This is a genomic window from Gilliamella sp. G0441 (genome assembly GCF_050589305.1).
Classification (GTDB): Bacteria; Pseudomonadota; Gammaproteobacteria; order Enterobacterales; family Orbaceae; genus Gilliamella.
Genome location: NZ_JBNRJF010000010.1, coordinates 52,078 through 73,839, shown reverse-complemented (window position 1 = coordinate 73,839; position 21,762 = coordinate 52,078). Strand labels below are relative to the sequence as shown.

21 protein-coding genes, 1 tRNA gene and 1 pseudogene are annotated in these 21,762 nt (G+C 33.3%); 19 read left to right on the top strand and 4 right to left on the bottom strand.

From position 1 onward, the window contains the following. Positions 1–16: 16 nt before the first annotated feature. A pseudogene (locus tag ACKJXD_RS09295) lies at positions 17–1,309 on the bottom strand (2-hydroxycarboxylate transporter family protein); the annotation flags it as partial. A gap of 279 nt (positions 1,310–1,588) precedes the next feature. On the opposite strand from ACKJXD_RS09295, the gene ACKJXD_RS09290 reads away from it, so the two are divergent. The 7 genes from ACKJXD_RS09290 (at position 1,589) to ACKJXD_RS09260 (ending at position 7,876) form a co-directional block, all read left to right on the top strand. Continuing rightward, the gene (locus ACKJXD_RS09290; protein WP_430876130.1) at positions 1,589–3,178 is read left to right on the top strand and encodes an ATP-binding protein; all 1,590 of its coding nucleotides are present in this window, start codon (positions 1,589–1,591) and stop codon (positions 3,176–3,178) included. A gap of 18 nt (positions 3,179–3,196) precedes the next feature. Next, positions 3,197–3,898: a response regulator gene (locus tag ACKJXD_RS09285; protein WP_294828312.1), complete on the top strand. Its 702-nt coding sequence runs from the start codon at positions 3,197–3,199 to the stop codon at positions 3,896–3,898. A gap of 173 nt (positions 3,899–4,071) precedes the next feature. Next, positions 4,072–5,043 carry a glutathione S-transferase family protein gene (locus ACKJXD_RS09280; protein ID WP_220215750.1) on the top strand — a complete coding sequence of 324 codons (972 nt, stop codon included), beginning with the start codon at positions 4,072–4,074 and terminating at the stop codon, positions 5,041–5,043. Positions 5,044–5,060: 17 nt separating this feature from the next. Further along, positions 5,061–5,801, top strand: a complete 741-nt coding sequence (locus ACKJXD_RS09275; protein WP_220215751.1) for an amino acid ABC transporter permease — start codon at positions 5,061–5,063, stop codon at positions 5,799–5,801. Beyond that, on the top strand, positions 5,798–6,556 hold the full coding sequence (locus ACKJXD_RS09270; protein ID WP_430876129.1) for an amino acid ABC transporter ATP-binding protein: 759 nt from the start codon (positions 5,798–5,800) through the stop codon (positions 6,554–6,556). The genes ACKJXD_RS09275 and ACKJXD_RS09270 overlap by 4 nt, the downstream gene beginning before the upstream one ends. An 18-nt stretch (positions 6,557–6,574) precedes the next feature. Next, complete coding sequence (locus ACKJXD_RS09265; RefSeq protein WP_294828321.1) at positions 6,575–7,000, top strand: GNAT family N-acetyltransferase; 426 nt, start codon at positions 6,575–6,577, stop codon at positions 6,998–7,000. Positions 7,001–7,042: 42 nt separating this feature from the next. Beyond that, the gene (locus tag ACKJXD_RS09260; RefSeq protein WP_430876128.1) at positions 7,043–7,876 is read left to right on the top strand and encodes a transporter substrate-binding domain-containing protein; all 834 of its coding nucleotides are present in this window, start codon (positions 7,043–7,045) and stop codon (positions 7,874–7,876) included. Positions 7,877–8,219: 343 nt separating this feature from the next. On the opposite strand, the gene ACKJXD_RS09255 is transcribed toward ACKJXD_RS09260, so the two are convergent. After that, on the bottom strand, positions 8,220–8,945 hold the full coding sequence (locus ACKJXD_RS09255) for an outer membrane protein (protein ID WP_294828325.1): 726 nt from the start codon (positions 8,943–8,945) through the stop codon (positions 8,220–8,222). Between the two features lie 266 nt (positions 8,946–9,211). After that, a complete protein-coding gene (locus ACKJXD_RS09250; RefSeq protein ID WP_430876127.1) occupies positions 9,212–9,952 on the bottom strand; it encodes a carbonic anhydrase in 741 nt (246 codons plus the stop codon). A gap of 798 nt (positions 9,953–10,750) precedes the next feature. Between ACKJXD_RS09250 and ACKJXD_RS09245 the strand changes: the two genes are divergently transcribed. The 11 genes from ACKJXD_RS09245 (at position 10,751) to ACKJXD_RS09195 (ending at position 20,635) form a co-directional block, all read left to right on the top strand. Beyond that, positions 10,751–12,721, top strand: coding sequence for an excinuclease ABC subunit UvrA (locus ACKJXD_RS09245; RefSeq protein ID WP_430876126.1), 1,971 nt, complete (start codon positions 10,751–10,753; stop codon positions 12,719–12,721). 17 nt (positions 12,722–12,738) lie between these two features. After that, on the top strand, positions 12,739–13,749 hold the full coding sequence (locus tag ACKJXD_RS09240; protein WP_267362586.1) for a serine hydrolase domain-containing protein: 1,011 nt from the start codon (positions 12,739–12,741) through the stop codon (positions 13,747–13,749). A gap of 240 nt (positions 13,750–13,989) precedes the next feature. Beyond that, positions 13,990–15,372 carry an MATE family efflux transporter gene (locus tag ACKJXD_RS09235; protein WP_267362587.1) on the top strand — a complete coding sequence of 461 codons (1,383 nt, stop codon included), beginning with the start codon at positions 13,990–13,992 and terminating at the stop codon, positions 15,370–15,372. 232 nt (positions 15,373–15,604) lie between these two features. Beyond that, positions 15,605–15,907, top strand: a complete 303-nt coding sequence (locus tag ACKJXD_RS09230) for a hypothetical protein (protein WP_267351969.1) — start codon at positions 15,605–15,607, stop codon at positions 15,905–15,907. 316 nt (positions 15,908–16,223) lie between these two features. Further along, the gene (locus ACKJXD_RS09225) at positions 16,224–16,898 is read left to right on the top strand and encodes a hypothetical protein (protein ID WP_430876125.1); all 675 of its coding nucleotides are present in this window, start codon (positions 16,224–16,226) and stop codon (positions 16,896–16,898) included. Between the two features lie 76 nt (positions 16,899–16,974). Then, positions 16,975–17,568: a hypothetical protein gene (locus tag ACKJXD_RS09220; RefSeq protein WP_430876124.1), complete on the top strand. Its 594-nt coding sequence runs from the start codon at positions 16,975–16,977 to the stop codon at positions 17,566–17,568. A 366-nt stretch (positions 17,569–17,934) separates the two neighbouring features. Further along, a complete protein-coding gene (locus ACKJXD_RS09215) occupies positions 17,935–18,939 on the top strand; it encodes a hypothetical protein (RefSeq protein ID WP_430876123.1) in 1,005 nt (334 codons plus the stop codon). A gap of 121 nt (positions 18,940–19,060) precedes the next feature. Further along, complete coding sequence (locus tag ACKJXD_RS09210) at positions 19,061–19,336, top strand: hypothetical protein (RefSeq protein ID WP_430876122.1); 276 nt, start codon at positions 19,061–19,063, stop codon at positions 19,334–19,336. 209 nt (positions 19,337–19,545) lie between these two features. Continuing rightward, positions 19,546–19,797: a hypothetical protein gene (locus tag ACKJXD_RS09205; RefSeq protein WP_065733579.1), complete on the top strand. Its 252-nt coding sequence runs from the start codon at positions 19,546–19,548 to the stop codon at positions 19,795–19,797. Positions 19,798–19,855: 58 nt separating this feature from the next. Then, positions 19,856–20,140, top strand: coding sequence for a hypothetical protein (locus ACKJXD_RS09200; RefSeq protein ID WP_267362591.1), 285 nt, complete (start codon positions 19,856–19,858; stop codon positions 20,138–20,140). A gap of 78 nt (positions 20,141–20,218) precedes the next feature. Next, entirely contained in the window at positions 20,219–20,635 is a 417-nt protein-coding gene (locus ACKJXD_RS09195; protein WP_267353539.1) for an SUKH-3 domain-containing protein, read from the top strand. Between the two features lie 309 nt (positions 20,636–20,944). Here the strand turns inward: ACKJXD_RS09195 and ACKJXD_RS09190 are convergent. Next, positions 20,945–21,020 (bottom strand) — tRNA-Asn (locus tag ACKJXD_RS09190). 148 nt (positions 21,021–21,168) lie between these two features. Here ACKJXD_RS09190 and ACKJXD_RS09185 point away from each other — a divergent pair. Beyond that, positions 21,169–21,744, top strand: coding sequence for a TIGR00730 family Rossman fold protein (locus tag ACKJXD_RS09185; protein ID WP_430876121.1), 576 nt, complete (start codon positions 21,169–21,171; stop codon positions 21,742–21,744). Positions 21,745–21,762 lie beyond the last annotated feature (18 nt).

The window sequence follows — 21,762 nt, the reverse complement described above, 5'->3', positions numbered from 1 at the left end:
TGTTAAAAAAATTTAACTATACTAAGAAATTGCCGAGAATAAGTAACGATACCGATACATTAATCGCACCACCAATACGGGTTGCAATTTGTGCAAATGGCATTAACTCCATTCGTTCCGCTGCGGTTAATATTGCAACGTCACCTGTTCCGCCTTGACCACTTTGACAACATGAAATAACAGCTGCATCTACTGGATACATACCTAATTTTTTCGCTACAAAGAAGCCTGTTGTTACTAAGCTCACTACGGTACAAACAATGACTGCTAAGTTAGTTAACGTAAATGCAGAAACAATTTTATCCCATGGAGTGATTGCCACACCTACCGCAAATAAAATTGGATAGGTTACAGACGTTTGGAAAAATTTGTAAACGACTTGTGAACCACTCAATACTTTCGGTGAAACACCAGATATTAATTTAACAAATACAGCTGCAAATAACATCCCTACTGGCGCTGGAATACCCGTCACTTTATGACCAATCATACCAACCATATAAAGGATAGCGGCTAATAATACACCTGAAGCAAATGTTGTCACATCGATAACAGAATCTGCTTTTGTTGCTTTTTTATCTGTAATTTCGTCTTCTTCTGACGCTGGTAATAATCGTCCGTTACCTGTTAAATGTGGATAAGCTTTACCAATACGGTTAAGCACACCACCACAGATAATACCCGTTAACCCACCTAACATTACGATCGGTAAAACACGACCTAAGGCTTCACCTTGTTCCATATGCAAAATTGCTGCGTAGCCAATTGAAAGTGGAATTGCACCTTCACCGACACCACCAGCCATGATAGGTAATACCAAGAAGAAGAAAGTTTCAAACGGTGTTAAACCAAGTAGATAACCGACACCAACGCCAACAAGCATCCCGACAATCTCACCACATACCATCGGTCCAAAGATTTTTAAGAAACCTTGAATAAGTGTTTTCTTATCCATGTTCATAATACTACCAACGATGATACAACAAATGTATAAATAAAGAATATGTGTATCTTTATAGAACTTAGTTGTTGCTTCAACAACTGGCGTAGGAAGAATTCCATAATAAACTAAAGCAGATGGAATGAAGGTTGCACAGATTGCTGCTGCACCCATTTTACCAACGATCGGTAGACGTTTACCAATTTCACCACACAAAAAGCCAAAAAATGCACAAGTGACAACCATAACAACGATTTCACTCGGTAACTTACCTGTTACTAACACTTCGGTGAAAATAAGAATACCAGCAATAATAAATAATGGAAGTGGAATTACACCAATTTTATAATTGTCCATGAGTCGCCACCAATTATAAGGCCATCCTTGTAATTTCTGCTCGACAGGCTTACTCGTTGATTCTTCTTGATTATGCGTTTTTCCAATTGAATTGAAATCCACCATATGTATTTTTTCTCCAAAATGATTTGATTTGTTCGAATTAATTGGCGCGTATAGTGACAAAATATGAATCTCATTTTTGTGATATAAATCATACTTTAACTGTGGTTTTTATGGTTTTAATGGCTCAAAGTTTTTTTATGCTGTGTTACACTCACCTCTACTTTAATTTGAAAAGTAAATGTAAAAATGCGAAAGAAGATTCAATTATCATTTACTACGAAATTATTTTTATCTCTTTTGATCTTTTCATTGATTATATTAGCTCTATTACAAAGTTATATTTGGAAGACAACAGAAACGAATCTATATCGCAGTTTAGGTGAAAAAGCGCAAGTTCAAGCAAGAGAGTTAGCTGTAGTTCCGAGTTTGATACAATATGTTAAAGAAAAAGATACAAATAAAATAGCCGATTTAGTAATTGATATTTTTCAACAAAGTGATGCAAGTTATATAGTTATTGGTGATGAAAATGCCCATCGACTTTTTCATACTGCCAATAATGCGCTATTTTCACCCATGATTGGTGACGATAATCAACAAGTACTTAATGGCAATAGTAGTGTTACTATTAGTGAAGGTTCACTTGGGTTAGCATTAAGAGGCAAAGCACCAATAGTCGATCAAGGTAAAATCATTGGAATAGTCTCAATTGGTTATATGATTGATGATATTTATGCATTACATATCAAGCAAGTAATACCTTTTATCCTTTTTTGTTCATTACTATTTTTAGCTTTGTTTATCTTTTCTTTTTGTTTTTCTAAGGCAATCAAAAGACAGATGTTTAATTTGGAGCCAAAAGATATTGCATTACTGGTAAAAAGTCAGAAATCAATTATGGAATCCATTTTTGAGGGCGTCATTGCTATTGATCTTGATTATAAAATTATGAATATCAATCAATCTGCAAGATCAATGTTAAAAATTAAAGTCAATGATAATGAATTGATTCACCAACCTTTATGGGATTTTATTGAATCAACAGAATTTATATGTGGAAATGATAATCAGATCCAAGATATACATGATCATATTTGTTATTTTAATAATATTATTGTTATTGCTAATCGAGTACGAATTTTGGTTGATAATAAGATTAAAGGTTGGGTTATTACGTTCCGTAACTACAATGATATCAACTTATTAAGCATGCAATTAACTCAAGTTAATCAATATGTGGATAATTTGCGCACATTAAGACATGAGCATCTTAATTGGATGGCAACATTATCTGGCTTGATTTATATGAAGCGTTACCAAGAAGCGGAGTCTTTTATTGCGCTACACTCAGCCGATAATCAAGCTAAATTAGATTTTATTACTGAACATTTTAAAGTACCTGCTGTATGTGGTCTGCTAATAGGTAAATATTCAAAATCACATGAAATTGGTTTAAAGCTGGTTTTCGATCCTGCATGCCAGTTAAATGCATTACCCGATTCAATTACCGAAACAGAATTTATGTCTATTTTAGGTAATTTACTTGATAACGCATTCAATGCCAGTTTGAAAAACGATCGTGGAGATAAAACGATTTCGTTATATCTCAGCGATGCGACGGATGAAATTGTTTTGGAAGTTAGCGATCAAGGTTGCGGTATAGATGAAAAGATTCGTGACTCCATTTTCAAACCTGGCGTGACATCACAAAATGCTAAGGATCATGGCATAGGATTACATCTCGTTTTAACTTATATAAAGAAAGCTAATGGCTATATTACATTTGAAGATAATGAACCTTACGGTGCAATTTTTTCGGTTTTTATACCCAAATAACATGAGGGATAAGAAAGTATGAATCAAGTAAAAGATGATATGATTAAAGCACTCATTGTTGAAGATGAGCCGATTTTAGCTGAGCTAAATGCTGATTTCATTCAACGTGATACCAAAGTAAAAGTTATCGGTATTGCCTCCAATTTAGCTGAAGCAAAAATAATGATCGATAAATTAAAACCAACTTTAATTTTATTAGATAACTATTTACCAGATGGTAAAGGTATCGATCTTTTTGAATATATCATTAATAATCATCTTGATTGTTATGTTATTTTCATCACTGCGGCTAGTGATATGGATACCTGTAGTAAAGCAATTCGCTTGGGGGCATTTGATTATTTAATAAAACCGCTGTCCTATCAACGTTTAAAACATTCGTTAGAACGTTTTGAGCTGTTCTTATATCGACAAAGCCTACAAAAACATGTCAATCAACGAAGAATTGATGAGCTTTTTAATTTACAAACGAAAGATTTTGTCGGTATTAATCGTCACTCAAAAGGGATAGAAGAAATCACCTTACAAAAAGTTAAGGATTTGTTTATGAAAACAGACAAACCATTAACCGTAGATGATATAGTCGAAAATGCCCAAATCAGTAAAACGACCGCCAGACGATATTTAGAACATTGTGTTCAAACAAAATTATTAACTGTTGAACTTAACCATGGAAAAATCGGGCGCCCAGAAAGACTGTATAAACGATTAGGAAAATAGCCCTATTTTCCAAATATTAGCTAAGTACCACTAAAGCCAACTATTCATATAATTGATAATTATATAAATATGCTTATTTGTTATTTTATCCCCTAAATATTTGATGCTAGATTGAATTCATCCAATCATGAAACAGGATTGATTCTGCCGTATCAAATAAGAGGAGTAAGCATATGTCTATAGCAATAGGAAAGGTAGTTACTACCGAAAATAATGAAATTAACCAAGATGGCGCTTTTGTTCGTCAATCTAATCGATTTGATACTCCCTTTGGCAACGAGCCAGGCATGCTACCGGTTGAATCGGGTCGTTATCGTTTGATTTGGGCGGCAATTTGTCCTTGGGCACACCGCCAGATGATAGCGATTAAGTTATTAGGATTAGAGCATGTGATCAGTGTTGGTAAAGTATCACCCGTTCGTACCAGCCATGGTTGGGAGTTTTCGCTTGATCCCAAGGGTGTCGATCCGGTGCTCGGTATTCGTTATTTACCCGAAATTTATGCCTCGACAGATCCCACTTACCATGGTCGAGCAACCGTACCAACCATAGTGGATGTGAAAACCGGTAAAGTGGTTAACAATGACTATTTTAATTTAACCTATTATTGGGAAACCGTTTTTAAACCCTTTCATAAATCAGGTGCACCTGATCTTTATCCTCAACATTTACGTAAGGAGATTGATGAACTTAATCATGTGATTTTTCATGAAGTAAATAATGGCGTTTATAAGGCAGGATTTGCACGCTCACAAAAGGCTTACGAAGAAGCTTATCATCTTGTATTCAATCAATTAGATAAACTGGAACAACGTTTAGACAAATCACGCTATCTATTTGGTGATAATATTACTGATTCCGATATTCGTCTGTATGTCACATTAGCGCGCTTTGATGTTGCCTATTATTCTGCATTCAAAACTAACCGTAATCGAATTATTGATTTTCCTAATTTATGGGCTTATGCCAGAGATCTGTATCAAATCCCGGCTTTTGGTGAAACCACCGATTTTGAAGCAATAAAAAAGGGCTATTTTTTGAGTAATAATTCGCATAATCCTTATGATATTTTGCCTTTAGGCCCTGATGTTAGCAATTGGCATACTCCCCATAATCGAGATAAACGGTTTAATACAAGTCACTAATTATTGGGATAATACGAATGCCAAATATAGTAGATATTGGATTGATTTTCAGCCAAATTCCGACATTACTTGCTTATTTGCCGGTCACATTGTTTATTACCTTTTTTTCAATGTTACTGGGGGTAATGTTAGGACTCATCATCGCTATCATTAAAATGAACAAGATACCTGTTTTTTCTCAGATGGCGATGATATTTGTTTCATTTATTAGAGGAACGCCATTGATAGTGCAACTCTATTTAAGCTTCTATGGTATTCCTATTATCTTACGTTATATCAATCATTATTATCATACCGATTTTAATGTTAACAGTGTTCCACCAATGCTATTTGTTTTGATTGCGTTTTCCTTTAATGAAGCGGCATATAATTCAGAAACAATACGTGCCGCATTACAATCGGTAAATAAAGGACAAATTGAAGCAGCACAGTCCCTTGGGATGACCTATAGCCAGTTATTACGTCGAATCATCATTCCGGAAGCCTTTATTGTCGCCCTACCCAATCTTGGTAACGCACTAATAGGCTTACTTAAGGGCACCTCCCTCGCCTTCGTTTGTTCTGTAACTGAAATGACGGGCAGAGGTAAAACCTTAGCTGGACATAGTTATCGCTATTTTGAAGTCTATATTTCATTGGCACTCATCTACTGGGCATTAACCATCATTATTGAATTAATCGTAAGATATTTGGAAAAGCGCCTTACGATATCTGACACGGTGAATACGCCAAGTTATCGACGAGGGAAGCTATTATGATAAATGTGCAAAATTTAACTTTATCTTTTCAAGATAATTCAATACTCAATAATCTTAATTTTCACATTAAACCTCATGATATTGTGGCAATTATCGGTGCGTCAGGAGCAGGCAAATCAACATTGTTACGATGCTTAAATTTATTAGAAAGACCGCAATTCGGTAAAATTACCATTGATGATATTAAGTTGGATGTCAGCCGTGTAAAGCGATCGCAATTAGTCAGGTTTCGCCAACAAACTGCAATGGTGTTCCAACAATTTAATTTATTTCAACAAAAAAATGCACTAGAAAATGTAATGGAAGGATTAGTTGTTGTAAAAAAATATCCGAAAGATAAAGCACAACAAATAGCTTATGACAAATTAGTTGAAGTTGGACTGGGTGAACGAATCTATCATTACCCTAAACAGCTATCGGGAGGACAACAACAACGAGTAGCCATCGCCAGAGCGTTAGCCATGGATCCTAAAGTATTATTACTTGATGAACCCACTTCCGCCTTAGATCCTGAATTAGTCGGAGAAGTGTTAGCTACGATAAAATTAGCAGCAAAGTCAGGTATAACGATGCTACTCGTCTCTCACGAAATGAGTTTTGTACACGAAATCGCAACCCGAGTCTTTTTCTTGGATAAAGGAAAAATAATAGAAGATGGCACACCCAAACAAGTTTTTACCAATCCAACTCAGCAAAGAACCCGTGATTTTTTAACACGCTATTACAATACCATGCAAATGGATTATGAAATCTAATGATTAAAAGAGGTCGTAATGAGTATTGTTTTACAACAACATTGTCAAAATATTAACTGGCAAGATGTCGCTGACTTACTTGCCTTTTATGGACTTAGTTCGCTTGATGCGAAAACTCAAGAACAAGTTTTTAAACAAAGTTATAGTGTCGTTTTTTTACTGGAAAAAAAACGAGTTGTGGGTGTGGGGCGCACATTATCAGATGGTATTTGTCAGGCAGCCATTTATAACATTGCGCTGGCAAACCATTTACATGGTCAGCAATTTGGACGGTTAATTGTGGAAAAACTGGTAGAACAGGTCAAACACTGCAATATCATTCTTTATACTCATCCCCAAACCATCGAATTTTATAAAAATTTGGGGTTCGATTTAATGAAAACGGGAATGGCTCGTTATCAGGTCGATCATCGAACCGAAATGAGAAATATGGGTTTTATCTAAAACTGTTTTAGCTTTATTCCGTAAAAAAAGGAGAGTAGCATTATGAATATCCCCACTAATTATTTTATTTCAGCTTTAAGTGTACTAACTTTAACTGTTTTGTTATCTGGATGTGATAACGCCAAAGAAAACTCACCAACAGCCCAAAAGGAAAAAATTACTATTGCTACCTCTGGCGCACCTAGCCCTTTTACGACGGTAAATGATAAAGGAGAATTAATTGGCTACGATATTGAGGTGGTCAAAGCGGTATTTGCCCAATTACCACAATATGAAATCAACTTTGAAGTTACCGAGTTTCCTTCGGTTTTAGCAGGACTTGATTCTCAACGTTATCAAGTCGGAGCCAATAATTATGCGATGAATGAAAAACGTAAAGAAAAATATTTTTATTCTTCGCCAATTTTCATGAACCAATATGTGATAGCAGTAGCTGAAAATAATGACAATATTAACCGTTTTAGTGATTTAAAAGGCAAATCGACTGAAGTTTCACCGGGGCTTAATTATGCTACAGCCTTAGAGTTATACAATGAACAACATCCCGATAACCCCGTCAACATTATTTACAGTGAAGCAGACTTACTGCCAGTGTTACAGCATGTTGAAACAGGACAATATGATTTTCAGTTAATTGATAAAGTTATGTTGTCGCAATATATCAGCGAACATAACTTGAAACTCAAAAGTATCGATTTAAGCAACGAAGATACTGAACGTATTGCTTCTCCCTATAGTTACTTACTGATCAGCAAAGGAAAGAAAGGTGAACAATTAACCAAAGATATCAATCAAGGCATCCAAAAGATCATCAATAATGGAAAATTATCAGAAATTAGTATTCATTATTTTGGTGCTGATTATTCACCTCAATGAGTTTTTCATCTAAATAACCGAATTAATTTACCTCACTAAAGATAAACAAAATATCGGTTATCATCCTTATACGCTGAAATATTTAACTTTTTTAAGATAATTAAAAACATGTGGATGATGCCGATATTTTCAATACTTTCAAGAAGGTTTTTAAACGTATAGATCACTAATTGTTTATTGTCTCTGCAACGGATGGACTCTTACTTTGGGTATTATAGTTTATATAGTTTTATAAGAATTTTTATAAACGGCTTTTTTAAAATAGATAAATCGCCGGGATATTTTATAATGGTGTTATTCAGTAAAAAAGGGCTTTCGCCCTTGTTAACTTGATGAACAATGATTAGAAGGTATAACGAATACCAGCTAATAAATCAACTGAAGTGAATTTAGCCGTTGATTTAATTTTGAGATCATCCTTACGAGTTTGAATTGTCACTTTACCAGCATCCAAATAACGAGCAGTAAAATCAAAGTCTAAATTATCAGTGATTTTATAGCCAACACCTGCCGCTAAACTCCATGTAAATTTAGTCTTGCTTTTCGAAAAACTATCACCATAAACATCGTCCTTATCATCGTCCATGTAACCACGCCATTCTCGTTTTAATTTAGTAAAGGCAACCCCCAATCCAGCACCAACAAAAGGAGTAAATGATGTTTTTGTATCAATATCATAATATCCATTGAACATTAACGTGTTCATTTTAGCTTTTGTTTTATCAATGCCATTATAGGTTCCGTCAAATTCATCATCATTTCTTTCATGTTTGGTCTTATTTGAATCACCACGTAAAGTAAATGAAACTTCAGCACGAACAGGAATATTAAAAGCAGATTTGAAATTATACCCAAGATTCAATGCACCAGAAAATTTACTTTTATTTATTGAACCAAATTTGTCATGTCCTCTTTCACCATCTTCTAAATCATGATAAGTATCTTTTATATTACTTACTTTAAAAATACTATCTCCTAGTTGACCACCAAGATAGAAACCACTATTTTGAGCGTTTGCAAAACTTGATAAACAAGCCAACGTCGATAATGCTATTACTGTTTTTTTCATATTTATTTCCTAATAATTTTATTCATGCCATTCATGGCAAAAACATTCTAAAACATAAAAATTTCACATGCAATCAAATAGATATTAATATTTTTTATATGTTTATTGATTAATATAAACAGCACACAAAAAAACAATGTAAAATTAATTAGTTAAATGTAATTTTTATGTAATTAAAATGATTTTAATTTGTAAAGTAATTAAAATAAAAAATATTCTGATAAATAACTATTAACTCAGAGAAACTAATCCCATTGTCAAATTAATTAATCAACAATGATTCGTCCATTCAACGGTTGAATTGGGCGGTTATTATCATGTTGCATAATTGAGTGAAATTTTTCGATTTGTGCTTTTGATGCATAACTTTCGTGTTCTAACACAATCCACCTTACCCCTTCTGTACAAGGTGGCGTAGTCAGTGAACCACTAAAGCGGTAGTAGTCCAATACATTGGGTAATAACGCTTTAATATCAATAGCATTATCTAATATCAGGCTTTTATTCACCGCTGTTGGCATTTGATGCCATGCTTTTTCTAATTCTAAATTAGTTTTACCTTCATTGAACATTAACGCCATTACCGCTAAATCGCCATTTTGATTTTTATAAACAAAATGCGCCTCCATCGGATAATGCTTACCGTTAATTTCATTTTCGCTAGGCGTATGAAAGTGGAATTGCTGCAATGTAAAAGCCTCATCATCCAACGTTAAACTATTTTCACCCGATACATTGATTTGGATAGTGTGCCCATTATTAACCATTTCTTGCTTAGCAGAATTGAAAATAAGACTAAGCTCAGGATGATTTGTTTTAAGTGCATGTTCAATATTGATTGGCGATTGATTCTTGCCATTTTCACAAGTTGAATATTCCGGTGAAAGCTTTCCCCAATTTTCAGGCTTTTCTTGCCCATCATATCCCCAATGAACGGCATGTTCATTTGCAAAACAGGGGAAGCTAAATGTTGCAATTAAAGCAACAATCCTTATGTTCAATTTCATAATTTCTCAATTTAATAATGTGATTTGTGGCGAAATTATAGACTCATTAAACTAGCCTGACTATCTAAAATTAGTTAATTAAAACAATTCTCTCAAAAAACCTCATTAAGGCCTCTTAAAAAATTTGAACTGCTTTTTAAATAAACAATATAGTTAACCAAATGTCGGTAAAATACAACCAGCGCACAAAATTGCAATTTTGTCAATAAATTTTAAAAAATATAGATATTTCATTTCACTAATAAAAAATAATGCTCTATATTTCCTCAATAGGTTGATCTTAACGATAAATAAATTAGTTGGAATTTCTTAATTAAAAAGACAAGGTTTTATTAGATGAAAAGTATAAAAATAACAGGAGCTCGCATTCACAATCTTAAAGACGTTGATATTACTATTCCCAAAAACAAATTAACCGTTGCTACCGGTATAAGTGGATCAGGAAAATCTAGTCTGATGTTTGATATTGTGTTTGAAGAAGGACGTAAAGGGTATCTTCAATCATTAGGAATCTTTCCGGGACTTGAAAATGAGAGAAAATTCGCAAGCATAGAGGGTATCGGCCCAACAATTGCAGTTAAACAAAGCGTTGTACGTCAGAATAACCCAAGATCAACAGTCGGTTCAAAAACAAACATATTCAACCTTCTCGCCCTACTGTATTCAAGTGAAGGGCAGGTTAAATGTTCAGAGTGCAACGAAACTATTGGACAAGATAAGGTCTGCGCTAAGTGTGGACATGAGGAAGAGCGCCTTGAATTAGGCTATTTTTCCTATAATAACCCTAACGGAATGTGTATGAAATGCGCTGGCAGAGGCGCATATTATCACGTTAATATGGAAAAGCTTATTGCAAATAAAAATCCCACCGTTCGAGAGTTATTTAATTTTATCGGGGTAACCCCCGGTATACTTCGCGTCTTGGAAAGGAATTTCAAAGGCTATATGGATCAGCCTTATTTAGAAATACCGGATGAAATAAAAGAAGAAGTGGTAAACGGCCATTATGTCAGCAATAACAGTGCAAATCAAAGCTTCTGCTTATCAAGAATTTTGCAAGCTAAACACAAAAGAGGCGAATATTTAAATGGTCTGTACGAAATAACCCTCTGCTCAGAATGCCACGGATATCGCATAGGTGAAGAAGCTCGCAACATATTAATTAATGATAAACATATTGGTCAAGTCGGCAAAATGACTTTAGACGAGGCTAAAACGTTTTTTGAATCGGCATTGGAACTAAACGAAATAACGCAATTTGGGAAAAATCTTCTTAAAGATATTTTGGGTAAAACAAACTCATTAATTGCTTCTCGTTTAGGTCATTTGTCACTTTATAGAGAAATGTCCTCACTAAGTGGCGGGGAAATACAACGACTCTTCCTTAACTCGCATTTGGAGTCGAAACTTGAATCACTTATCTATATTCTTGATGAACCCACAGTAGGTCTACATGAATCAGAAAAACTTGAACTTTTACAATCTATAAAAGCGCTTAAAGATTTGGGCAACACGGTTATTGTTGTGGAACATGACAGAAGTACGATAGAAATAGCTGAACATATCATTGATATTGGCCCAAAAGCGGGAATTGAAGGCGGAGAAGTGATTTATGAAGGTGATTATGCTGGTCTGTTAAAATGCGATAAATCATTGACAGGACAATATCTTTCCGGCAAAGCAAAAATGCCGGTAAGGATGTTAAAGCAAAATATCGATGATTCTGCTATTCCCCGTTTAGTCATTCGACACGCCAAAACCAACAATTTAAAAGATATTTCAATCGCATTTCAATTAGGCGTTCTTATTGGGGTTTCGGGCGTTTCTGGAAGTGGTAAAAGCTCCTTGATATCGAACACGCTTACGCCCCTGTTAAAAAGTTATTTTCGCTTAGACGCCAATAAGAACAATACCAATGGAGAAGAAATAGATCTTGAAGAAGAATCACTATTAATCGAAACAATAGCCGAAAGGCTTGATGGCGCAGAAAATATTTCTGGCTTTGCTGAAGTATCGCAGGCACCAATAGGAAGAAATATAAATTCGAATCCTGTTACTTTTACCAAAATATGGGACAAGATACGCAGATTATTTGCAGAACAACCCGAAGCAAAACGGTTAAATTTAACGGCTGGACACTTTTCCTTCAATTCCGAGGGCGCTTGCCGAGAGTGTAATGGTAGTGGACGTAAAGCTATTTTTCCTGAAGGTAGCTTAAAGATGTACACAACGTGCGAAAAATGTAAAGGTAAAAGATATAACAACGAAGCTTTAACTGTCACGTATAAAGGGAAAAATATTTCAGAAATTCTTGATATGCAGATTTCTGAAGCGATAGCCCTATTTAGTGATAATGATTTCATCGTTCGTCCGTTACAGATAATGGAACGGATTGGTATGGGATATATAAAGCTTGGGCAACCCACCTCAACAATGAGCGGGGGGGAAACCCAAAGACTAAAACTCGCGAAGGAATTAGGACGGCAACGAAAAGGTCATATCTTGTATATCATGGATGAACCCACTACTGGTTTAAGCCTTTATGATACAGCTCAGCTAATAAAACTGTTGGATGAATTAATCAAAAGCGGAAACTCTGTGATTGTTATTGAGCATAATCATGAAGTTCTTGAATCGTGTGATTGGATCGTGGAGCTTGGCCCTGAAGGAGGATTAAAAGGCGGTGAAATAATTGCCGAAGGAACCCCTAAAGACTTGGTGAAAAATCCAAAATCACTAATCGGAAAATATTTAACTCCTACGACTTAAAAAGTGGATACTTGATTATGGCTAATATAAAAGAATTAGAAACCATTGATGCAGAATCGGTGGATATGAATCCAGATAAATTGAGAGAGCTGGATGTCGCCTTGAATTTTCAACTAGGCATTATTAAAGGAATCGCAATTTTGCGAAAAGGCGGCATTGTGTTTGAAAAATATTTCAAAGGTTACCATGCTGAAAATACTCATCATCTCACTTCAGTAACACAAAGCGTTACTTCCGCTTTAGTGGGAATAGCCATTGATAAAGGATATATAAAAAGCGTCGATCAACCAATACTGGATTTCTTTCCAGAAGCGAAATCCAAAGCTAGTGATATGTTAAAGCGAAATCTAACAATCAAACATTTACTAACCATGACTGCACCCTATTTTTGGAAAAAGAGTGAGCCATTAGATAGGTTGAGAAGGCAAAAGAATTGGACGATGTTTATGCTTGAAATGTTGGGACAAAAAGGCCAGCTTGGGGAGTTTCAATTCAATATGTCTAATGCCCACCTTCTTTCAGCGATTATTACGCGGAGTACGGGGCTATCAACCCGAGAATTTGCCAATAAATCATTATTCAGCCATTTAGGGGTGAAAGAGATCGTTGACCAGCAGATGAAATCCTTTTCTAAAGAAGAGGTCTATGGTGAAAATATTACCGGTTGGATAAAAGATCCTCAAAATATCAATACTGGAGGCTGGGGACTGTCTTTAACTCTGCGTGATATTCTTCGTTTGGGATATTTGTATTTGAATAAAGGCCATTGCAATGATAAGCCGATCATTTCAGAAAACTGGATAACTGAATCGCTAAAACAGCATACGGAAGATTGTGGCTATATGTGGTGGCTTAGAGAAGATAAGGGTATTAACACTTTTCTCGCGGCAGGCGTAGGCGGAACTTATCTCTATTGTGTTCCCGAAAAGGATCTGATAGTGGCAATCGTATCGAAAGTCGACAAGATGATAATCGACAGGTGGGAACTCATGGCGGATTATATTATTCCATCAATTACAGACAGTTAATATTTTCGTCGTAAATAAAATATCCCTTCTGCGATTCATTCCACCAAAAGGCAAGAAGGTTTTACCGCCATGAACTGTCTAACAAAACGTTTTAGGTTGGGATAGGTGCTGTTCGGGCAAGTACTATAAAGTGAAAAATATAATGGATATTTTGCTCTCGATAACATGTCGATTAGAAGCTTTTTTGCGCTAGAGAAAAAATAACATCACTATTTAAAAAATAAACTTAAAGAGAAATCTATGTCAAATTTTCAAGAAAAATTGCAAAAAGGCATGTTTGAAGGTCCAATCATGCCAATAATTATAAAAATAGGGATTCCCATTCTCATTGGTCACTTATTAAATTATGCTTACTTAATAATCAATACCTATTTTATTTCATTGATCAATCCTACTTCTTCAGCCCCGTTGTCGGGAACCGGTCTTTTATTTCCATTATTTTTTGTCTTTGAAGCTATCGCCTCAGGTTTAGCCGTTGGACTCAGTACTACAACGGGGCGATTGATCGGCGAAAAACGATTTAATCATTATCAAAATCTGGGTGTTACAGGTGTCGTCATAGCTTTACTGCTAACCGTGCCATTTATGATTATGTGTTATGCTTTTGGCCCACAAATTATTAATTTATTATCAGGTGACAAATTAAGCCTAGAAGCAACAGTCTATAGTCTACAGTTTTTATATTCATTAGCTCCAGGTTTACTGTTCATAATATTATTACAGGTTTATGGGGGTATTCTTATTGGCGAAGGCCTGACATATGTTACTGCAATATCATTTATGATTATGGTAACGCTCAATATCATACTTGATCCGATATTGATATTTGTACTCGATGTGGGGGTGGCTGGTGCAGGTTTAGCTACAACAATATCGTTATTTATGGCTTTTATTTATTTAATCCGCTTTATACACAAAGGAAAATCAAGAATTCCGTTAACATTTAACCTTGCTCACTTTAACGGAAAAATTGCCAGAGAAATCATTCGAATTGGATTGCCTCAGTTTTTAATGACAGCCTCAACTTATATCATTATCGTTGCATATAACAAAATGATCACCAATACCTTTGATGAAAATGCAATGAATGCATGGACATTGGTTGGGAGAATTGATCAGATTTTAGTTATTCCGATGATTGCTATTGCTGGTGCAATGACGGTCTTTATTTCGCAAAATTATGGACGTAATCAACTTGATCGGATTAAAGAAGCTTTAAATCTAAGCTTAAGGACAATAATGATATTATGTAGCATCATTGCAGCACTTTATGTATTACTTTCTCCTTGGTTATTTTCAATATTTACTTCAATACCAGAAGTGATTGATCTTGCCAGAAAACAAGTACTAATCGTATCATTTACCTTTTGTTTTATGGCAATAACGTGGATAATCGCATCATTCTTTCAAGCGACAGGAAAACCCCTACCTGCGGTAATTATCCTTTATATTAGAATGATCATTATTTTTTCTATAGGACTATATTTAGTCTATGTTCAAAAAATGGGAATGAATGGCATTTTTATCTCTATGGCAATCGGAAACCTAATTTCATGTTTATTGTCATTTTTGTGGGTGAAGAAAAGGCTGAAATCATTAAAATTCAAATCAATTTTGGAATAAGTTATTTTCGTCTATTGCTACGCTATTATCTCAAACAATATTAAGCAAATAAGCTAAGTACAAAAGTTAATCAAGTAGAAAAAAGACATATTGTAAAAAATAATTGGGTAGATATTGAATATCATTATATTATTGGAAGAAAAGAATAGGGAAAAATTAATATCTATGAAGCACATCCCCGAATTAAAGTCGAAATTCAATCAGTTCAATAAGATTATAAATGGATGACAATATGAAATTATTAAAGATCTTAATAATACTATTGCTATTAATTAAATGTTTTACCCAAATTCTTATTTGCAAGGATGATCCTACTGTCTTTTTGGCGCTAAAATTGAATCCTCTTTCTGAAAATTATAATTATATTAATTATTTAAGTCACAATAGTTATTATGTTTTGTTTTCTGATGAAAATGAAATGATAGGACAAAATATCATTGATATGATTTATAAGATTCCTTTAATTCTTTATATTTCAGTTTTACTGATATTATTTTTTTTAAAACATAAAAATGCCAAAGAGAAAACCCTATGAAGCAATTTTTACCTCATATTGCTTTTTGGGGTTTGATATATTTTTGCTTTTTATAAAGAGGTTACTGAACCACAATTATAAAGTAATGAAATAGAGAAACATTTACTCGAAAGAAGATTGTATAATTATGATATATCGTAACTTATAAAAAAGACATCAAAGAAATTTATTCTGATGATGATTTTAAGTTTAAACTGGATGCTTATTATTATTTATATCATTTCAAAAATAATCACTGGGTGTTTGATAAAGCGGAAAAAATAGTTCTAAATAGTCTTAACAGGTTGATTTAATAGTAAAAGGAAACAATTTTAAAATGAGAATATTATTACTGATTCTATTGTCTTTGGCTAACATAGCATGTAGTCAAAAAATAGAAAATCAATCAGCAGTGACTCAAACAATCCCACATTTTGATGCTACGGTTTATCAACTTATTAACCTTTTTAATAAAAAAAATTTTAAAGGAATTAACCAATATATTAATAAAGATATAGGTCTTTTCATTGTATATAATGGAAGTACCAGCCCAACAATGAGAAGAATTGAACAATTTAAATCGAATAATAAAATAACTGAAAATACAATATCCTCTTGGGTAGAAGATGAATTGCTAGGGGTTACAATATCTGGCAATCCTAAAATACAATATGCACAATATCCTCCATTTGATCCATGTAGTGAAAAAGTTAATAAACTAGGTCTGTATGCCAATCCAAAAGAAAAAAATATTGAGGCTTTAAAAATAGCGCTTGATTATTATCATTGGGAATTAAAACACTATCAATTTGAAAAAAGACCTATTTGGGAGAAGCACCAATCCATTGCCGATAAAATAGCCTCTAAAACAGTGAAAGTTGTTTACATTGAAAACTTTCCTGATACATTACCGGATGATGAAAAAAATATTTTCATATTTTATCTTACACAACTGGATAATAAATGGTATTTAACAATTTTAGATTTTTATACTATGGATTGCAGCGCATAAAATGCGTGATAATAAAAAAATATATCGGCAAAAATTAGACTAAATTCCTATAATACCAAAGATAAAGATGATGAAAATGAAAATAAACCGCACTACCATAAAAATTAAAAACTATTTGATTAGTTTATTTTTAGTAATTTTTTTACCATTCGGTTGTAATGCCTACGAAAATCAATATATAGATACAAAATTTGTCTATGAAGCACAATATGATCGAAATAATGATTATTTTAAATCAAAAGAGTTAGACAAGCTTTTTAAGCTTAATAATGAAGACTATTTGCTTCCAGATACTTTTGGTCTTGATACAGAGTTTTATTATGTTCGACCCATTGAAATTAAAGATAATCATAAAAATTATTATATTCTCTTATATGATAAAAATGACATTTTAAGAGATGTGCTCCCCGTTGCTAATAAATATGTATATTCTATTGATGTTCGATTAGAAAATAATAAAAATGGAATTTGCTTGGGGACATTTGATGAAGAAAATGTTTTTTTTGAGATTGAAAAAATTTATGAAGTCACTAAGGAAATAAAATTAAAACCTTTACCAATTGAGACCAAAATATTGGACTGCCCTATACCTGCTGATTATAATACTGAGGATAATATAGGTATGGAAGATTACTTCAAATATGGCGTATTAGGCAATAGAAAATTATAGTTTTAAAAAAGAATTAGTTTTAAATAGTTTTATAGAAAATCAACATAAAAATCCTGAATAATTATATACCAATTTATTGCGACTAAATGATATATAATTATTCAGGATTTTTCACTATGGATTGCCGTGCATAATATGCGGGATAATAAAAAAATATATTGGCAGAAATTGTTAATATTCATAGTAACTTATCAATTAAAAATTCACCTAAAATAAAGCGGAAATAAATTCACTATTATCTGAAATTAGGTATATACTCTCCATAAATTCTGAAAACCGCACTCATATATTGCACCCGTTATTCTATACAAGCGTTTTTTAAAGTACGGGGGAAACATTGTAAAAAATAAACAAGGAATATTGGCAATGAGATTGATAATAGCATGTATAACCCTCTTATTTATGAGTAATCAAATAGCGAATAGCCAACCGATTAATAAAAATAAAAAAGACGATCTTATTACCCAAATTATGCAAGCTCCCCTTGCCAGCCCGCCAATTGGTGATAAACATGTTTTATATCCTTTTGCCACACATTGGCAACATGCAGAAACAGAAAATGAACGTTCGGGGAGTGAAAAGGCTTTTGATGAATTGGCCGGAAATTTAGATAAGCAGTCCCAATCAGAACAATCCTATAAGATTACTTTAACCCAAGAAAATTTAAAGCAGATTGTTCAGGATTCCTATGATATCCCATTTAATATCAACGATATTTTAAACCAGAAGATTACAGTTCATGTGGAAAAAATAGCCGGCTTTCCTCAGTTTGATCTGTTTCTACTCACCACCGAGAACCTTGAGTTAGAATGCAACCATTGCGAGTATGGAAGACACCTTATTTTTCAATCCATTATCTCTATCAGCTCTGATCAAATTGTGGATAAATTAGCAGCCACTTACGAATATGGAAATGATCTGGGTAGAAGCTATCGATTTTTCTATTATGATAATGGGAAAATAATTATTAGGGATTTTGGTAGTGATGAGACAGACAGTGCTGCTAATGAAAAAAGAACATACCAACTGACACCCCAAGGCAAATTCATCCGCTATTATGATACTAATGGTTCTTTTCAAAATACAGATCTTAATGATACAGAGGAAGGTTTAGTTCAAAACCATACTCGCGAGGGGGTATGGATAGAGATAACAGGCAGTAAATATGCGCCTTTAGGTATCGGTTATATTTATCTCGAATCGGAATACAAAAATGGCCTGCCTGTTGGTATTTGGAAATGTCATCAATTAGAACAACAATATAATGAACTGAATGAACCCATCTTATCCACCCGCAAAAAAGGCAAACTTTTGTACACAGAAACTTATAAAGACGGTGAGCTTGTCGAACGTAAATTTATGAAACCATAGTTAATGGTGAAATAATTACAAAATTTTGCAGAAATAGAAAAATTTATGAAGTCACAAAGGAAATAAAGAGAACAAACGTAAGGCTATTTTATTTTTATCCTGTTTATTAACGATTAAAAATATGATTTGCAATCAGCAAACTTTATGGATAATAAAAACATTGAAGTTTATAAAAGAGATTAAAAATGAAGAAATCTATCTTTCCTTGCTGTTTTCTAAACTGATTGTTATTGGTTATTTAAGCGACAGTATAAAAAAATTTTCTAGAACATACTTTGCCTTTTACGTTGTAGTTCCCTTTCTACCTATAGTAAGAGAGAGAACTACAACTTCAACAAAAGAAACCAGAACAGCTAGAAAAGCTGCTTTCTCAGGAAAAAGGAAACGGTGCGCATGAGAAGTCAGCAGGAGGAAAAACCCCTTTTGATACTATAGCTGAAGATGGCGATAGTGGATCTCTTGCACATATAGAAACAGGTACAAGATCAAAAGAAAAAGCATCTTTGACATCTAAAAATGTAACAAAAGTAAAAGAACTTATAGAGCAGATAATAGACCACCCTAACGCATTAAAATAATAAATAAATGATGGAGAAGAATTAAATAATGCAGAAAAATATTGAAATCTTAAAAATTATTAAAGAAACTAATCATACAGAAGCTATCAATTTAAGAAGTATTGATATGAGGGTAATGATGAAATGTCCTGAAGTTGTTTACCATAAAGAATTATTAATCATCATTAATAATTTACTTGAAAAATCTTATATTGAATGGGTAAGAGAAAATTCTAGTGTAATAATTACTAAAAAAGGCATTGAATACTTAGATGGATTTGAAAAAATGAGTAATATTTAAAATTGGTAGCTAATTTTACTATCCTATATTTTTTATGTATTGAAAGATATAAAAATTTATGAGTAAACTTCGAAAAATAGAATCCAGTTACCAGTTTGAGAGAATGTTTCTACATATTGGAAGTATAGCGAGTCCAACTAGGTTACTTGATGAGTTAGAACAAGATAAATTAATATTACATGAAGGTATTTTTGATAAAGATCCCTCTTTTTATAAAAATATTTTGACAACAAAAAAAGGATTGGATTATTTAAATGAAAAATTAAAAAACACTTCATTTTCTACAAAAGAATTGACTGGGCAAAGAATTGATATATTGAAAAAAATATTTGGTATAGATTAATTTTATTTTGTGTTTAATAAGGGATAAATAAAATCTGATGAAAACAAAGGAAACGATAGAAATATTAAAAAAAGCAGGATGGGAATTAGGGAGAGAGAAAAAAATAAAAAAGAAATAGAATTTTTAGCAATTAAAGGCTATATCATATCAGATTCTTTTGTTTCTTTTTATAAAGAATATGGGCAATTGTATATTGATATTAAGGTAAAAGGAAACGATAGAGTAATTGATTTTAATATATATACTCCAGTAAGTTATGATTATGATGAAGTTATTATAAATGATTACCCTAAAATAATAGGTTCTAAAAATTTAATTCCTATAGGAAATATTGATGGAACATCTTATTTAGTCATAGACGAAAATAAAAAAATATATTCTTTATATGATGGAAGTGTTCTGATTATAGGTGAAAATCCAGATAATGCATTAAATAATTTATTTAGTAAGGAATGGAGAGAATTTCAGGAATTACCCATACCTGATTGGTGGTAGAGTATTAAAAAACAAAACCTTACTTATAACTTATTTTAACTATAACGAATAGAATTTAAATCTTCTAATTTGTTCTTTTCTTCCGAGAGATAGATTATCATGCAGCTCTCGAAAGAGATCCTCAAAGTATCGCTTTACTTTTTATTTGAAAAAAATGAGCATTTTTGCTGACCCGCATTTAAACCCGAAAAAATAGTAAATTGATAGAAAAATAGATAAATGTATATGGATAAGCGGTATACTAAAAAAATATAATATATTGATTTATAAACGATTAGAGACGTATAGATATGAGATGAAGTGGAAAGTTGGCTCCTCCAACTGGACTTGAACCAGTGACATACGGATTAACAGTCCGCCGTTCTACCGACTGAACTATGGAGGAACACTCGACGGTCAGAATATTAACGATCTATAACGATTATGTCAATCGTTAAAACACGAAATAAAACTAACTGCTCAGTGAGTAAACAAATAATACATCGCCTATGCTAAAATAAAGGGCTACGGTAAGAATAGCTAGAGTATGATTTATGAAAAAAAATATTTGTGTATTTTGTGGTGCCAGTGAAGGCAATCGATTGGAATATCGAACAGCTGCCGAGCAACTCGGTAAAATTATAGCAAAACAAAATCGGCGATTAATTTATGGCGGAGGTAATAAAGGGCTGATGGGAATTATTGCTAATGCTGTTTTAGCTCATGGCGGTGAAGTCATTGGCATCATCCCTGAACGTTTAGTTAAAGCCGAAACGGCTCACCATGGCATTACCCGATTGGAAGTTGTCGACAATATGCATCAACGTAAAGCAAGGCTTGCAGAACTAGCTGACGGTTTTATCGCTATGCCAGGCGGTACCGGCACATTAGAAGAGGTTTTTGAGGTTTGGACTGGTATGCAAATTGGTTTTCATGAAAAACCGGTGGCATTATTTGATATTGCAAACTTTTGGCAATCTATGTTGAGTTTTTTAAAGCATGCTGTACAGGAAGGGTTTATTCGGGAAAATTTTTATAACACATTAATTGTTAGTGATAACGCCGAATTTGTGTTGAAACAAATGGACGATTTCGTTCCGAAAGATTTACAACGCTGGGTAAAAAAATAAGTGAATATAAGAAAAAAA